The sequence below is a fragment of the Streptomyces sp. NPDC001606 genome (assembly GCF_053596835.1).
Genome location: NZ_JBSFHC010000022.1, coordinates 44,220 through 59,717, shown reverse-complemented (window position 1 = coordinate 59,717; position 15,498 = coordinate 44,220). Strand labels below are relative to the sequence as shown.

Below are 15,498 nucleotides of genomic sequence, written 5' to 3'. Positions count from 1 at the left end.
AACCTCATTGGGGGAGTCGGCCGAGCGGGACGTGGGTCACGAGCGGGCGGATCGGGCGGGGGTGCGCTGTTCCAGTGCGCGGGGCGCGGCGAGTTCGGGGACGGGTGGGCCGGCGGAGCAGAAGACGCAGCGGTCGCCGATGACGTCGAGGCCGCACCAGTGGCAGCCGGTCTGCCGTACGGAGGTGACGAGCTGGTAGAGCACGGAGAGGTCGGCGAGATAGGCGCAGAACTCGACCAGCCGGCCGGTCCCCCACCACAGCGGTGACTCGGCGGGCAGCGGGGTCTCGCGCAGTCCGTGCACGCCCCACCGGGCGCCCAGCTCGGTGACCCAGTCGCTCTGTGCCTGCCCGTGTGCCTGGTTCTTCGCGACGAGCAGCCAGGTGTTGAAGTCGGGCCCCTTGAGGGTGACCCCGGGGGCGACCCTGACGAGCTGCGGCTCGGGGTGGGCGAGGACGGCGAACTGGCTGCCCGGGACCCAGGATCTGGCGTGGGCGGTGAGCCCGACCGGCACCCGGTCCAGCCGGGCGACGGAGCCGAGGACGGCTCCGGCGTGGATGTAGTGGCTGAGCAGCCGCCCCGCCGAGGCGATCACGCCGGGGCTCAGATCGCAGGAGGCGAGCTGGCGCAGCTGCCGGGCCAGTACGGCGACGCCCAGCGGGGGCAGTTCCGGCCGTAAGAAGGCGATGCGGTCGCTCTCCAGCAGGGCGCGCAGGGTGTGCAGCCGGCGCAGGACCGGCTCGGGGGTGACGGGTGAGCAGACGACCACGGCATAGCCGTACTGCTCGGTCAGCGCGTGGAGTTCGGTGAGGGTCTGCTCGATCGGCCGGCGGTCCAGGTCGTGCAGCACGACGGCGGGCATGGTGCGTTCGTCCTGGGCCGGCAGTGCCAGGTCGGCGCCGGTCACGGCAATGGCAGTTGGCACGCGCAGCTCCCCGCTCTCCACAGCCGCCGGCCCACCGGTGTCACGGTCACTCCAATGCGCCAGGACGACTTCACTGCGTGACTACGTGAGCACTGTATCCACGGCCGTATGACCAAAGAACAGCGTTGGTGAAGCTCGCGTAGAACTCCCCTGCCACAACTGTCCTCAAACCAGGACAGGTTGCTCCGCGAACCGTTTCCCCATTTGGTCTGGACCTCTTGACAGGGGAATTGGTCTGGACCAACTTGTTCCTCCAACGGCGGCCACCGCCCGAGCACCCCCTCTCCCCGTCGACTCCCCCACCGGAGGCCCCAGTGGACCGCGCTCCAGGCATACCCAGACCCCGTGGACGGCGATGTGCGGCCTGGGCCGCCACCACCGCCCTGGCCCTCTCCCTCGCCGGACTCGCCACCGCCGCACCGGCGTCCGCGGCGGACGTGAACAACGTCCGCAACGCCGGCTTCGAGTCCGGCCTCTCCGGCTGGACCTGTACGGCGGGCAGCGGTACGACCGTCTCCTCCCCGGTCCACTCCGGCACCGCCGCCCTCAAGGCGACCCCGGCCGGCCAGGACGACGCCCAGTGCACCCAGTCCGTCGCGGTCCGGCCCAACGCGACGTACACGCTGAGCGCCTGGGTCCAGGGCGGCTACTCCTACCTGGGCGTCACCGGCACCGGCACGACCGACGTGTCCACCTGGACCCCCGACACCGCGAGCTGGAAGCAGCTCACGACCACCTTCACCACCGGCGCGTCAACCACCTCCGTCACGGTCTACACGCACGGGTGGTACGGCCAGGCGGCCTACTACGCCGACGACATCTCGGTCTACGGCCCCGACGGCGGCGGAGGCGGCGACCCGGCCCCGACCGTCCCGGCCGCCCCCACCGGCCTCACGGTCTCCGGTACGACCTCCTCCTCCGTGTCCCTGTCCTGGACCGGCGCCACCGGCGCGACCGGCTACAACGTCTACGAGAACGGCACCAGGGTGACGACGTCGACCGGCACCTCCGCGACGGTGACCGGCCTGTCGGCGTCGACGTCGTACAGCTTCCAGGTGACGGCGACCAACGCGGCGGGCGAGTCGGCGAAGTCGGCGTCGGTGACGGCGACCACGGCCTCCTCCGGCACGGGCGGGGGCGGCACCGGCGGCTCCCTGCCCAAGCACGCGGTGACCGGCTACTGGCAGAACTTCAACAACGGCGCGACCGTGCAGAAGCTGTCGGACGTCCCGTCGTCGTACGACATCATCGCGGTGGCCTTCGCCGACGCCACCTCGACGCCGGGAGCGGTCTCCTTCACCCTGGACTCGGCCGGTCTCGGCGGCTACACGGCCGACCAGTTCAAGGCCGACATCGCCGCCAAGCACGCGGCCGGCAAGAAGGTGATCATCTCGGTCGGCGGGCAGAACGGCACGGTGTCGGTGAGCGACTCCGCGTCGGCGGCCCACTTCGCCGACTCGGTCTACTCGCTGATGCAGACGTACGGCTTCGACGGCGTCGACATCGACCTGGAGAACGGCCTCAACGCGACCTACATGACCCAGGCGCTGCGCGCCCTGTCGGCCAAGGCGGGCCCGTCCCTGGTCATCACCATGGCGCCCCAGACGATCGACATGCAGTCGACCTCGACCGCCTACTTCCAGACCGCGCTGAACCTGAAGGACATCCTGACGGTCGTCAACACCCAGTACTACAACAGCGGTTCCATGCTGGGCTGCGACGGCAAGGTCTACAGCCAGGGCTCGGTGGACTTCCTGACCGCCCTCGCCTGCATCCAGCTCCAGAGCGGCCTCGCCCCCTCCCAGGTCGGCCTCGGCCTGCCGGCCTCCACGAGGGCGGCGGGCAGCGGCTACGTCTCGCCCTCCGTGGTGGACAACGCCCTGGACTGCCTGACGGCCGGCACCAACTGCGGCACCTTCAAACCCGCGCAGACCTACCCCGGCCTGCGGGGCGCGATGACCTGGTCGACCAACTGGGACGCGGCGTCGGGCAACGCATGGTCCAACACGGTGGCCCCCCATGTCCACGCCCTTCCCTAGCACCCGGTGAATCATCGGCGCCCGGCCCTCTGGGAGGTCCGGGCGCCGGTGGTATGACTGTCCCCCCATATGCGGTCGCCAGCGAGGAGACAGACGTGTTCGACGAGGCCGGTGAGGACGAGCTGCTGCTCGCGGCGATGATGCAACTCGGCGCGAGGGGCGGCCGGCTGGGCGCCACGGCCGGCGGCGCGCTCACCGGCGTCCACGGCACGGGCGGAGCCGGCGCACGCGGCGGGGCGCGGGGCGCCGCCCGGGGCTTCAGATGGACGAAGAAGGATGTCGGCACCGGGCAACTGAGACTTCCCGGACCGGTGGCGGCCGCGTCCCACCTGGTCCACCGGACGCTGGCCGGCGCAGGCACCCTGACCGGGGCGGAGGCGCACGCCGACGGCGGCGTCACCGTACGCGCCGTCATCGGCGTCGGCATCGGCGGCATGAACCCGGCCGTCGTCACCGCGGTGGTGACCGCGGACACCGAGGGCGCCCTGGTCGACCTCCGCGCGGCGGCCCGCGAGGGCCTCATCAGGCAACACCCTGCCGACAAGGCCCTCGCGAAGATCACCGAACTGCTGCACGCCGCCGCGCGGTAGGGGCAGAGGCCGGCCACCGGACGAGGAGCAGCCCCCGGGACGGGCCCGGTCTCAGTCGCCGTCCTCGAAGTACGCGTCCAGGACCGCGTCCAGCTGCTGGTCCCACTCCGCGAAGCGGGAGCGGGCCGGGGCCTCGATCTCGATGGGGTACCAGCGGCGGTCGGGGGTGTGCACGGTGATCGTGAAGCGCTTGCCGAAGCGGGCGGACTCCGTCTCGACGGCCGCGATCTCGTCCCAGCGGAACTCGCAGGCCTCCTCGTCCAGGCTGAGCCGGACGCCCTTGCGGTCGGCCACGATCCGCGCGCGGCGGTCGGACGCCTCGAAGACCGGGCCGTCGGCTCCCGCCTCGTCGTCGGCCTGGTCGGTGGCTTCGGCGGCTTCGGTGTCCTCCTCCCGTTCCGCCTCCGCCTCCGGCTCCGGCCGGGCGTCCTCCGGTCCGGTGTCGGCCTGTTCGGTGTCCGCCCGCTCGGCGGGCTTGGCCGGGGCCGGGACCGTGATGCCCGGGATGTAGGCCGGGTCGAAACCGGCGCCGGTCACCGGCTCGGTCGTCAACGGCTCGGCCTCGGACGGCTTGCTGCTCGCTCCTATGCGCTGCTCCACGGCGGCAGTATGGACGACTTCCCTGTGCCGGAACCAGTCAGCCCGCCTGTCCCGCAAGCATCAGCCGAGGACCGCGAGCGCGTCGATCTCGATGAGGAGGCCGGGCGGCAGGCCGACGTACACCGTCGTGCGGGCGGCGGGCGGCTGGGTGAGGGACTGCTCCGCGAAGTAGGCGTTGTAGAGGTCGTTCATCTCGGCGAAGTGGTCGACGTCGGTGAGGTAGACCCGGATCATCATCACGTCGTCCCAGGTCGCGCCGCCCTCCTCCAGGACGGCCTTGACGTTGGCGAGGGTCTGGAGGGTCTGCTCGCGCAGCGTCGGGCCGGCGGGCGTCGGCGGCTTGCCCTCCTCGGCCGGCAGGAAACCGACCTGCCCGGCGACCTGGAGGATGTTGCCCTTCTTCACACCGTGGGAGAACCGCGCGGGCGCAGTGGTGTGGGTCTTGGGGGTGAGGGCGGTCTTGTCCGTCATGCGGGGTCCTTTGCTGTGGTTCTGCCGGAGTACTCGCCGCTGATGGCGTCGGCCGTACGGCGCACCAGCGGGAGCAGGGCGAGGAGTTCCTCGGCGGTGACGACCACGTTCGGCGCGGAGAGGGACATCGCGGCGACCACGCGGCCGTCCGCGCCGCGCACCGGCGCAGCGACGCAGTTGATGGACTCCTCGTGCCCGCCGAAGTCGGCGGCCCAGCCCTGCGCGCGCACCTGCTCCAGCTCCCCGAGGAACGCGGCGGCGTCCGGCGTGGAACGGGCCGTGTAGCGCGGGTAGTCGAGCTTCTCCGCGACCGCGCGGCGCTCGGCCTCGGGAAGGTCGGCGAGGAGGAGCTTGGCGACCGCGGCCACCGTGATGGCGACCGGTCTGCCGATCCGGGAGTACATCCGGACCGGGTAGCGGCTGTCCACCTTGTCGATGTAGAGGACCTCGCCCTCCTGGTACACGGCGAGATGGACGGTGTGACCGCACTCCTCGTTCAGCCGGACCAGGTGGGGGTGGGCGATCTCGCGGACGTCCAGGTTCTCCATCGCCTCCTGGGCGAGGGCGAAGAGCCGGGCGCCGAGGCGGTAGCGCTGGTCGGACTGGCGGTAGACCAGCCCGTGTTCGTGCAGGGTGCGCAGCAGGCGCAGGGCCGTGGACTTGTGCACCCCGAGGGCGTCGGCGACCCGGCCCAGGTCGGCGGGGCCCTCGGCGAGCAGCGGCAGGATGCTCAGGGCGCGGTCGACGGACTGGCTCATGGGGTGCTCGCCTCCTCCTCGGCCGCCCCGGCCCGGGTCCAGCCGGGGCCGAGTCGCAGTCTGCCCCATGCGGCCGGGCAACGGGCGGCGAGCCGGTCGGCGTGCTCGCGGGAGGGCGGTTCGGCGAGGTCGCCGGGGGCGGTGAGGGCCGCGGCGGCGAAGAGGTGGCCGTGCCGCAGCCGGGTCTCGGCCGGCAGCCCGCGCAGGGTCGCGGAGAGGAAACCGGCGGCGAAGGCGTCGCCCGCGCCGGTCGCGGCGACGACATCGACGCGGGGGGCGGGCACAGAGGTGGCCACGTCCTGGGTGTCCGGCCGCCTGACGAACGCCGTCGCCCCGGCGCTGCCCTGCTTGACCACCACCTCTCCCGGCTCCGGCAGCGCCGCCCGCACGGCGCGTGCGCCGTGCAGTCCCCAGAGCTGCCCCGCCTCGTCGGCGCCGACGAACACGATGTCGGCCCGGCGCGCCAGTTCCCGCAGCACGCGCGGGCCGTCCGCGTCCCGCCACAGCGCGGGCCGGTGGTTGACGTCGAAGGAGATCAGCGGGCGGCCGGGGCGGGGCGCGGTCAGCTCGTACAGCAGGCGCCGGCAGTCCTCCGAGAGGGCCGCGGTGATCCCGGACAGATGCAGCACCCGGGCCGCGAGGACCGCGTCCAGGTCCAGGTCGGCCACCGTCATCGCGGAGGCCGCGGAGCCCGCCCGGTAGTAGGCCACCTCGTGCCCGGCCGTCGCCCGGTCCTGCGCCGTACGGAAGTACACGCCCGTCGGCCGCACCGGATCGCGGCGCACGTACGTCACGTCGACGCCGTGGGCCGCGATCGCCCCGACCAGATGGTCGCCGAAGCCGTCCGCGCCGACCCGGCCGACCCAGCGCGCCGAGTGCCCGAAGGCGGCCAGCGCGCAGGCCACGTTGGACTCGGCGCCGCCGATGGCGCGGTGGAAGGCGGGCACGTCCGCGAGGCGGCCGGGCCGGTCGGGCAGGAAGGTCACCATGGACTCGCCGAGCGTCACCACGTCCACCCCCCGCGGTGGGTCTGCAACGGCCGGGGCGTCAGCAGCGTCATTCATGATGGCTCCTGTTGGACTCGCGGGTCCGGGGGCCGTTTCCGTTGACCCTGGGTCGGCGAGATGCTAGACACCGGTAGCAGTGTGCGCAATGACCGTTGCAGAGAGTGCAACGAGGAGAGAGGCGGCTCGATGAGCGGCGAAGCGCTCGCCCGGCTGGGCGAGGAACGGATCGACCACCGCTTCAAGGGGCTCCCGCCGGACGCCGACGGCCTGACCGTCGCCGAGCTGGCCGCCCAGCGCCGGAACCTCTTCCGCGCGGACGACGGCTTCACCACCCCGGTCCTCGCGCTGTCCGCCGAGCGCCTGGCGCACAACCTCGCGCTCATGGAGTCGTACACCGCCCGGCACGGCCTCGCCTTCGCCCCGCACGGCAAGACGTCCATGGCCCCGCAGCTCTTCCACCGCCAGATCGAGCACGGCGCCTGGGGCATCACCCTCGCCCTGCCCCACCAGGTGCGGGTGGCCCGGGCGTTCGGGATCCGGCGGATCTTCCTCGCCCATGAGCTGGTGGACGCCGCCGCCCTGCGCTGGATCGCCGCCGAGCTCGCCGCCGACCCGGAGTTCCGGTTCCTCGCCTACGTCGACTCCGTGCGCGGGGTCGAGCTGATGGACGCGGCCCTGCGCGGCACCGCCCGGCCGGTGGACGTGGTGGTGGAGCTGGGCGCCGGCCCGGGCGCACGGACCGGGGCGCGGACGGACGCGGCGGCCCGGGACGTCGCCGAGGCGGTGTCGCGCACCGGGACGCTGCGGCTGGTGGGCGTGGCGGGGTACGAGGCCCAGGTGCCCGACGCCGACCCGGAGCGGGTGCGGGAGTGGCTCACCCGGCTGGTCGCGCTCGCCGTGGAGTTCGACCGGGCCGGGCTGTTCGAGGCCGCGGACGAGATCGTGCTCAGCGCCGGGGGCAGCGAGTGGTTCGACGCGGTCGCCGAGGTGTTCGCGGGCGTGCCCGGGCTGTCCGCGCCCGTGCTGAAGCTGCTGCGCTCCGGGGCGTACGTCTCGCACGACGATGTGCACTACCGCCGGCTGACCCCGTTCAACCGGGTGCCCGAGGAGGGCGCGCTGGAGCCCGCGTTCCGGCTGTGGGCCCAGGTGGTGTCCCGGCCGTCCCCCACGGAGGCCTTCGTCAACGCGGGCAAGCGGGACGCCGCCTACGACCTCGGCCTGCCGGTCGCGCACGTGGTCCGCCGGGCGGGCGCCGAGCACCCGGCGGCCGGGATCGAGGTGACCGCCCTGTCCGACCAGCACCTCTGGCTGCGCACCGGTCCCGAGGCGGATATCGAGGTCGGCGACTGGGTCGGGTTCGGGCTGTCCCACCCGTGCACCGTCTTCGACAAGTGGCAGCTGATCCCGGTGGCCGAGGCGGACGGAACGGTGGTCGACTACATCAGGACCTTCTTCTAGACCGCCCTTCCAGACCACTCTTGCGGAGGAGGCACCGGCCGTGGAGCAGCTCGTCATCCGGGACGCCGACGTCGTGGACGGCAGCGGCGCCGACTCCTACCGCGCCGATGTCGTGGTCGACCGCGGCCGGATCGTCTCCATCGTCAAGGAGGCCGCCGCCGCGGGCTGTCAGCGGCCGCGGGCGATGCGGGAGCTGGACGCCGAGGGCCTGGTCCTCTCCCCCGGCTTCATCGACATGCACGCCCACTCCGACCTCGCCCTGCTACGCGACCCCGACCACAGCGCCAAGGCCGCGCAGGGGGTCACCCTGGAGGTCATCGGCCAGGACGGGCTGTCGTACGCGCCGGTGGACGACCGCACGCTGGAGGAGGTGCGCCGGGCGATCACCGGCTGGAACGGCTACGGCGACGACCTCGACGGCGGCTTCGACTGGCGGACGGTCGGCGCGTACCTGGACCGGCTGGACCGGGGCATCGCGGTGAACGCCGCGTACCTGGTCCCGCAGGGCACCGTCCGCGCCCTCGCCGTGGGCTGGGAGGACCGCCCGGCGACCCCGGGCGAGCTGGACCGGATGCGGCGGCTGGTGGCCGAGGGGCTGGAGCAGGGCGCGGTCGGCCTGTCCTCGGGGCTGACCTACACCCCGGGCATGTACGCGCCGGACGCCGAACTCACCGAGCTGTGCCGGGTGGTGGCGTCGTACGGCGGCTACTACTGCCCGCACCACCGCTCCTACGGCGCCGGCGCCCTGGCCGCCTACGCCGAGACGATCGAGCTGGCACGGGAGGCGGGCTGCCCGCTCCATCTCGCCCACGCCACCCTGAACTTCGACGTGAACAAGGGCCGGGCACCGGAGCTGCTGGACCTGCTCGACCGGGCCCTGGCCGCGGGCGCGGACATCACGCTGGACACCTACCCCTACACCTCCGGCAGCACCACCCTTGCGGCACTGCTGCCGAGCTGGGCGGGCGAGGGCGGCCCCGAGGCACTGGCCGTCCGGCTCGCCGACCCGGCGACGGCCGAGCGCATCCGGTACGCACTGGAGGTGACCGGCTCGGACGGCTGCCACGGGGTGCCCGTGGACTGGGGGACGATCGAGATCTCCGGCGTCGCCGACCCCGCCCTCGGAGACCTCGTCGGGTGCACCGTGCGGGAGGCGGCGGACCGGCGCGGCGAGACGCCGTGGACGACGGTCCGCCGGCTGCTGGCCGAGGACCGGCTCGGTACGACGGTCCTCCAGCACGTCGGCCACGAGGAGAACGTCCGCGCGATCATGCGGCACCGCGTGCACACCGGCGGCTCCGACGGCATCCTCCGGGGCACCAAGCCGCATCCGCGCGCCTACGGCACCTTCCCGCGCTATCTCGGCCACTATGTGCGCGAGTTGGGGCTGCTGTCCCTGGAGGAGTGCGTCGCCCGGCTGACCTCCCGGCCGGCGGCCCGGCTGCGGCTGCCGGACCGCGGGCTGGTGCGCGAGGGGTACCGGGCCGACCTGGTCCTGTTCGACCCGGCCACGGTCGCGCCGGGCGCCACCTTCGAACAGCCGCGCCGGCTGCCGACGGGGATCCCGTACGTCCTGGTCGACGGCCGGTTCGTGATCGAGGACGGCAGGCGGACGGACGTCCTCGCGGGCCGCTCCGTCCGCCGTACGCCCTGCTGACCCCTCGACCCTCGTTACGGCTTGGGCAGGGTGCAGCCGGACGCGCCGAGGTTCAGCTTGTTGCCGGTCGTGAAGCAGGCCGGGATCTGGTAGGTCTCCTCGGCGTAGTTGGTGCCCTGGCGGACCGTGACGTTGCCGTTCTGGTCGACCTCGCACGGGTTGTTCTCGGTGCAGCGCTCACCGTCCTCGTTGCCCGTGTTGTTCACGGCGACCACCTTGCCGGTGGCGGTGTCGACGACCGGGGAGCCGGAGGTGCCGGGGATGGTGTTGCAGGCGGAGGTGTAGCGGACCGAGTCCTTCCAGGTCCAGTCGCTCTCCTGGAGGCGGTAGACGAACCCGTCGATGGAGCAGCTGTAGGTCCGCTTCCAGTAGCCGGAGGGGATCTTGATGGTGGTGCCGGCCGTGGGGTGGGTGTCCTGGACGGTCAGCGCGCTGATCCCGTACGCGCTCTTGATCTGCGCGTAGGTGCTGGTCAGCCGGTAGATCGTGACGTCCGTGTCGGTCATGGTCGAGTAGACGACCTGGTTGGCGCGCAGGGTGGCGACCTTGCTGCCGGCGGAGTTCAGCAGGCCGAAGGAACGGCTGGAGGACTGGCCGGTGACGACCTCGCCGGGCGCCGTGAAGCCCGTCTCCAGGCAGTGGCCGTTGGTCAGGACGAGCGCCGGGTCGGTGTCCGCGGAGTTCGCGAAGCGGACGAGGGCACCGGAGCAGTCGCTGAGCGAGACGGTCCCGGCGAAGTCGACGGTGACGGCGGCGGTGCGCGGGGCGTGCGGTACGGCGAGAGCGGGAGCCGCGCCCAGGCCCACCAGGGCCAGGGAGGAGAGAGCGGCAAGGAGAGGCTTGTTCATGTGGGGGTCCCCTCGTGCGTGATTGTCATGCACATCTTCAGCGCGGCGGAGGGGCGGGAACAAGGACTCGGGCCGGATGGTAGGGGTTTCCCTCTGTCGGCCAATCCGGCGTGAGCGGGCGGGAGTTGGTGCGGCGGGGCGCGATCAGTGGGGCCGCTTGGTCGCGCCGCGGCCGTGGCTGTGCGTGGGGAACGTCGGCGCGGTGGTGCTCACGGTCGGGGCCGCGCTCGTCACCGTCGGCGCGGGCGCACCGGTCGTCGTACCGGTCACGGCGGAGGCCGAGGGCGCGGCACTCTCGCTCGGCGCGTCCGCGGCCGCCGCACCGGACGCGGGCGCGGAGGACGGGCCGGTGGAGCTGGGCGGCGGGACGGCCACGGAGGCACTTCGGGAGCCGGCCGAACCGGTGGCGGACGGAGCCCCCGTGCCGGCCGTCGGCGTCTCCACGGCCGTACCGCCGCGGCCGCTGCCCCTGCCGGCGGGCCGGGAACCGCCGTCCGGCGAGCCCGAGCCGGAGCCCGCCACGGCGGCGATCACCGCGACGGCGCCGACCACACCGGCGACCCCGGCGACGACCGCGATCCGGCGGCGCCCGCTCGCCCGCCGCCGCTCCTCCCGCCGCCGCCCGGCCCGCCCCGCACCCGGCTCGACGGGCGCCGCCTGCGGGGCCGTCTGCGGGGCCGTCTGCAAGGTCTCGCTGTAGGCGTCCTGCCAGCCGTGGGCGGCGGCGGGGTCGGCGTACTCGTCGTACGCCGGCGCGCTGTCCGACTGGGGCAGGTACACGTTCGGCACGGCCGGATCCGCGTGCGACACGGGGGCGGGGTAGGGCGCTGCGGCGGCTGTGGGGAGCGGCTGGGTGAGGTCCGCTTGCGACACGACCGGCGGAAGCGGCTGCGTGAGGTCGGCATGCGACACGACCGGCGGAAGCGGCTGGGTGAGGTCGGCGTGGGACACGCCCGGCAGGGGATGGGTGTGACCCGGGGGCATGCCGCCCGGCCTGTCCCCGCCGTCCGGTATCTGTCCGCCGTTCATCCCCATCCCTCTGTGCCTCCCCGCCCCGCCCGGGACCCCCGCGCCCCGACGCGGCGCACCGCATTCTAGGGACGCGAGTGACCACCGAGACACCCAGCTCGGATATCGGGGCAAACCGATCTGTCTCACGTGTCGGAAAACACGACCCATGAGGCGTTACCGAGCCGTAAGCTCACGTGCATGCAGGTGATCCAGTCGACCAAGCTCGCCAACGTCTGTTACGAGATCCGGGGCCCGGTGCTCGAGGAGGCGATGCGGCTTGAGGCGGCAGGGCATCGGATCCTCAAGCTGAACACCGGCAACCCGGCGGCGTTCGGCTTCGAGTGTCCGCCCGAGATCCTGGAGGACATCCTCCGCAACGTCTCCACGGCACACGGCTACGGCGACGCGAAGGGCCTGCTCGCCGCCCGCCGCGCGGTCGTCATGCACAACCAGACCCTCGGCATCGAGACGGACGTCGAGCACGTCTTCATCGGCAACGGCGTCTCCGAGCTGATCGTGATGGCGATGCAGGGCCTGCTCGACGACGGCGACGAGGTCCTCGTACCGTCCCCGGACTACCCCCTGTGGACGGCGGCCGTCTCCCTCTCCGGCGGTACGGCGGTGCACTACCGCTGTGACGAGCAGTCCGACTGGATGCCCGACCTCGCCGACATCGAGCGCAAGGTCACCGACCGGACCAAGGCCATCGTCGTCATCAACCCGAACAACCCCACCGGCGCGGTCTACGACGAGGCCGTGCTCAAGGGGCTGACGGACATCGCCCGACGGCACAACCTGCTGGTCTGCTCCGACGAGATCTACGACAAGATCCTCTACGACGGCGCCACCCACACCCCGACCGCGAAGGTCGCCCCGGACCTCCTCACCCTCACCTTCAACGGCATGTCGAAGGCGTACCGGGTGGCCGGGTACCGCGTCGGCTGGATGGCGATCTCCGGGCCGCGCGCGCACGCCGACTCCTACATCGAGGGCCTGACGATCCTCGCGAACATGCGGCTGTGCGCCAACATGCCGGGCCAGCACGGCGTGGTCGCGGCCCTCAGCGGCCGCCAGACCATCAACGACCTGGTACTGCCGGGCGGCCGGCTGAAGGAGCAGGTGGACACGGCGTACGAGCTGCTGACGCAGATCCCGGGCGTCAGCTGTGTCCGGCCGAAGGGCGCGCTGTATCTCTTCCCGCGCCTGGACCCGAAGGTCTTCAAGATCAAGGACGACCGGCAGATGGTCCTGGACCTGCTGCGACAGGAGAAGATCATGGTCGTCCAGGGCACGGGCTTCAACTGGCCGGAGCCGGACCACTTCCGGGTGGTGACCCTGCCGTCGGTGGGCGACCTGCGGGACGCGATCGGCCGGATCGGCAACTTCCTCGATGGGTACGGCCAGCCGTAGCGGAGCGAGTCCCCCGGACTTCATTCCGTGACTCGACTCAACTTTAGACGAAATCCAAGCTAGGATGGTTTCCTGTCAGCGCACAGGAGGCCATCCCATGTACGAACCGATCCGGACCAAGTCGGTCCACACCACGATGGCCGGCCCCACCTCCGACTTTCCCCACCGGTCGCGCGAGGAGGAGCTGGACATCCAGCTCGCCGGACATCTCGCCGCGCTCCTCGCGGTCACCGACGAGCTGTGCGCCCTGACGCCCTCCACCGACCTGGACACCGCCGCGGAGCGCCTCGCCGCCCAGGTGAGCCGGCTGCGCGGAGGCCGTACGCCGCTGCGCGCGACACCGGACCCCGCCCCGGCCGGTGACCCGGCGGCCCTGCACCGGCGCGCCCACGCGCTCGCCGGACGCGCCCTCGTGGTCGCCGCGTCCCGCGCGGACACGGCCGCGGCGATCCTCGCCGCCGAGCGGATGGACGCGCACACCGCCGCCCTGGCCGACCCGAAGGAACTCAGCGCGGCCCACTGACCCCACCCGGGGTCCCCTCGACGGCCCCGGTCCGCGTGCACCCACCGAGACGCGCGGACCGGGCGCCCCACACCTGAAATGGGCGAAGGCCCGCCGCGATTCGCGTCCGTCGGGGCAGACGAACGCCTGTCGCAGCGGGCCCAGGCCGCACACGCCGTTGTGCGCGGCCTCGCCATCCGCACCGCGGCCGGCCGTGACGATCACTGGTCAGGGCGCATCCCAACCGGCCGCGGAGTCCGTACGGGCTCAGCCCAGGCGCTCGACCAGCGCCTGGTACTGCTCCCACAGCTCCTTCGGCGTGTGGTCGCCGAAGGTGTTGAGGTGCTCGGGGATCAGCGCGGCCTCCTCGCGCCAGACATCCGTGTCGACCTTGAGCAGGAAGTCCAGGTCGGACTCGGACAGTTCGAGGCCGTCCGTGTCCAGCGCCTCCTTGGTCGGCAGGATGCCGATCGGGGTCTCGACGCCCTCGGCCTTGCCGTCGAGCCGCTCCACGATCCACTTCAGGACGCGGGAGTTCTCGCCGAAGCCCGGCCAGACGAACTTCCCCTCGTCGTTCTTGCGGAACCAGTTGACGTAGTAGATCTTCGGCAGCTTGGCCGCGTCCGCGGACGCGCCGACCTTGATCCAGTGGGCCATGTAGTCGCCCATGTTGTAACCGCAGAACGGCAGCATCGCGAACGGGTCGCGGCGCAGCTCGCCGACCTTGCCCTCGGCGGCGGCGGTCTTCTCGGAGGCGACGTTGGCGCCCAGGAAGACACCGTGGTTCCAGTCGAAGGACTCGGTCACCAGCGGCACCGCGCTGGCGCGCCGGCCGCCGAAGAGGATCGCGGAGATCGGCACGCCCTTGGGGTCCTCCCACTCGGGCGCGATGATCGGGCACTGCGACGCGGGCACCGTGAAGCGGGCGTTGGGGTGGGCGGCCGGGGTCTCGGAGGCCGGCGTCCAGTCGTTGCCCTTCCAGTCGGTCAGGTGGGCCGGGGCCTCCTCGGTCATGCCCTCCCACCACACGTCGCCGTCGTCGGTCAGGGCGACGTTGGTGAAGACCGCGTTGCCCCAGAGGGTCTTCATCGCGTTGGCGTTGGTGTGCTCACCGGTGCCGGGCGCGACGCCGAAGAAGCCGGCCTCGGGGTTGATCGCGTACAGCCGGCCGTCCTCGCCGAAGCGCATCCAGGCGATGTCGTCGCCGATGGTCTCCACGGTCCAGCCGGAGACCGTGGGCTCCAGCATGGCGAGGTTGGTCTTGCCGCAGGCGGAGGGGAAGGCGGCGGCGACGTACTTGGCCTCGCCCTGCGGCGGGGTGAGCTTGAGGATGAGCATGTGCTCGGCCAGCCAGCCCTCGTCGCGGGCCATGACGGAGGCGATGCGCAGCGCGTAGCACTTCTTGCCGAGCAGGGCGTTGCCGCCGTAGCCGGAGCCGTAGGACCAGATCTCGCGCGACTCGGGGAAGTGCGAGATGTACTTGGTGGAGTTGCACGGCCACGGAACGTCGTCCTGGCCCTCCTCCAGCGGGGCACCGAGGGTGTGCACGGCCTTCACGAAGAAGCCCTCGTCACCCAGTTCGTCCAGGACGTCCTGGCCCATGCGGGTCATGGTGCGCATGGAGACGGCGACGTACGCCGAGTCCGTGATCTCCACGCCCAGCGCGGACAGCGGCGAGCCGAGCGGTCCCATGCAGAACGGGACGACGTACATGGTGCGGCCGCGCATCGAGCCGCGGAACAGCCCCTTCTCGCCTGCGAAGATCTCCCGCATCTCGGCGGGGGCCTTCCAGTGGTTGGTCGGGCCCGCGTCCTCCTCCTTCTCGGAGCAGATGAAGGTGCGGTCCTCGACGCGCGCGACGTCGGTCGGGTCGGAGGCGGCGTAGTAGGAGTTGGGGCGCTTGATCGGATCGAGTTTCCGGAAGGTCCCCTTGGCCACCAGCTCCGCACAGAGCCGGTCGTACTCGGCCTCGGAGCCGTCACACCAGACCACCCTGTCCGGCTGCGTCAGTTCGGCGATCTCGTCGACCCACGAGATCAGTTCCTGATGGTTGGTGGGAACGCCTGAAGCCGAGTTGTCGCGCGCCACGGTTGCTCCTAAGTGAGGGATTTTGTCCTTTGTTGCCCCGTGGGGGCTGCGACCCGGATGCTTCGCGATGCTCATCCGGTGCCGACCGCACTCATTTGATCATCCGACGTACATGCCCATATGTCCAGGGGGCCT

At 72.2% G+C, this 15,498-nt stretch carries 14 protein-coding genes; 6 read left to right on the top strand and 8 right to left on the bottom strand.

Annotation, left to right across the window (positions count from 1 at the left end):
* Positions 1 to 36 precede the first annotated feature (36 nt).
* Complete coding sequence (locus ACWCV9_RS31520; protein ID WP_450791792.1) at positions 37 to 906, bottom strand: hypothetical protein; 870 nt, start codon at positions 904 to 906, stop codon at positions 37 to 39.
* 332 nt (positions 907 to 1,238) lie between these two features.
* Here ACWCV9_RS31520 and ACWCV9_RS31515 point away from each other — a divergent pair, with 332 nt between their 5' ends.
* Together ACWCV9_RS31515 and ACWCV9_RS31510 are read left to right on the top strand one after the other, a co-directional pair.
* Complete coding sequence (locus ACWCV9_RS31515) at positions 1,239 to 2,963, top strand: chitinase (protein WP_450791676.1); 1,725 nt, start codon at positions 1,239 to 1,241, stop codon at positions 2,961 to 2,963.
* Between the two features lie 95 nt (positions 2,964 to 3,058).
* Entirely contained in the window at positions 3,059 to 3,553 is a 495-nt protein-coding gene (locus ACWCV9_RS31510; RefSeq protein ID WP_450791674.1) for a hypothetical protein, read from the top strand.
* Between the two features lie 51 nt (positions 3,554 to 3,604).
* Here ACWCV9_RS31510 and ACWCV9_RS31505 read toward each other — a convergent pair whose 3' ends face one another.
* The 4 genes from ACWCV9_RS31505 to ACWCV9_RS31490 are packed head-to-tail and all read right to left on the bottom strand — an operon-like array spanning position 3,605 to position 6,446.
* Positions 3,605 to 4,153 (bottom strand): hypothetical protein, encoded by a 549-nt coding sequence (locus ACWCV9_RS31505; protein ID WP_450791673.1) that lies wholly within the window; start codon positions 4,151 to 4,153, stop codon positions 3,605 to 3,607.
* 60 nt (positions 4,154 to 4,213) lie between these two features.
* Positions 4,214 to 4,624 carry a RidA family protein gene (locus tag ACWCV9_RS31500; RefSeq protein ID WP_450791672.1) on the bottom strand — a complete coding sequence of 137 codons (411 nt, stop codon included), beginning with the start codon at positions 4,622 to 4,624 and terminating at the stop codon, positions 4,214 to 4,216.
* Positions 4,621 to 5,382 (bottom strand): IclR family transcriptional regulator, encoded by a 762-nt coding sequence (locus ACWCV9_RS31495; protein WP_450791671.1) that lies wholly within the window; start codon positions 5,380 to 5,382, stop codon positions 4,621 to 4,623. The genes ACWCV9_RS31500 and ACWCV9_RS31495 overlap by 4 nt, the downstream gene beginning before the upstream one ends.
* Positions 5,379 to 6,446, bottom strand: a complete 1,068-nt coding sequence (locus ACWCV9_RS31490) for a sugar kinase (RefSeq protein ID WP_450791670.1) — start codon at positions 6,444 to 6,446, stop codon at positions 5,379 to 5,381. The genes ACWCV9_RS31495 and ACWCV9_RS31490 overlap by 4 nt, the downstream gene beginning before the upstream one ends.
* 129 nt (positions 6,447 to 6,575) lie before the next feature.
* Here ACWCV9_RS31490 and ACWCV9_RS31485 point away from each other — a divergent pair, with 129 nt between their 5' ends.
* Together ACWCV9_RS31485 and ACWCV9_RS31480 are read left to right on the top strand one after the other, a co-directional pair.
* Positions 6,576 to 7,847 carry an amino acid deaminase gene (locus tag ACWCV9_RS31485; RefSeq protein ID WP_450791669.1) on the top strand — a complete coding sequence of 424 codons (1,272 nt, stop codon included), beginning with the start codon at positions 6,576 to 6,578 and terminating at the stop codon, positions 7,845 to 7,847.
* A gap of 40 nt (positions 7,848 to 7,887) precedes the next feature.
* The gene (locus ACWCV9_RS31480) at positions 7,888 to 9,504 is read left to right on the top strand and encodes an N-acyl-D-amino-acid deacylase family protein (RefSeq protein ID WP_450791667.1); all 1,617 of its coding nucleotides are present in this window, start codon (positions 7,888 to 7,890) and stop codon (positions 9,502 to 9,504) included.
* A 14-nt stretch (positions 9,505 to 9,518) separates the two neighbouring features.
* Here ACWCV9_RS31480 and ACWCV9_RS31475 read toward each other — a convergent pair whose 3' ends face one another.
* Entirely contained in the window at positions 9,519 to 10,352 is an 834-nt protein-coding gene (locus tag ACWCV9_RS31475; protein ID WP_450791665.1) for a S1 family peptidase, read from the bottom strand.
* Between the two features lie 144 nt (positions 10,353 to 10,496).
* Positions 10,497 to 11,303, bottom strand: coding sequence for a hypothetical protein (locus ACWCV9_RS31470; protein ID WP_450791664.1), 807 nt, complete (start codon positions 11,301 to 11,303; stop codon positions 10,497 to 10,499).
* A 258-nt stretch (positions 11,304 to 11,561) separates the two neighbouring features.
* Between ACWCV9_RS31470 and ACWCV9_RS31465 the strand changes: the two genes are divergently transcribed.
* Together ACWCV9_RS31465 and ACWCV9_RS31460 are read left to right on the top strand one after the other, a co-directional pair.
* Complete coding sequence (locus ACWCV9_RS31465; RefSeq protein WP_450791662.1) at positions 11,562 to 12,773, top strand: pyridoxal phosphate-dependent aminotransferase; 1,212 nt, start codon at positions 11,562 to 11,564, stop codon at positions 12,771 to 12,773.
* A 97-nt stretch (positions 12,774 to 12,870) separates the two neighbouring features.
* Positions 12,871 to 13,296: an SCO4983 family protein gene (locus ACWCV9_RS31460; RefSeq protein ID WP_450791661.1), complete on the top strand. Its 426-nt coding sequence runs from the start codon at positions 12,871 to 12,873 to the stop codon at positions 13,294 to 13,296.
* 246 nt (positions 13,297 to 13,542) lie between these two features.
* On the opposite strand, the gene ACWCV9_RS31455 is transcribed toward ACWCV9_RS31460, so the two are convergent.
* Complete coding sequence (locus ACWCV9_RS31455) at positions 13,543 to 15,363, bottom strand: phosphoenolpyruvate carboxykinase (GTP) (protein ID WP_450791660.1); 1,821 nt, start codon at positions 15,361 to 15,363, stop codon at positions 13,543 to 13,545.
* Positions 15,364 to 15,498: the final 135 nt, after the last annotated feature.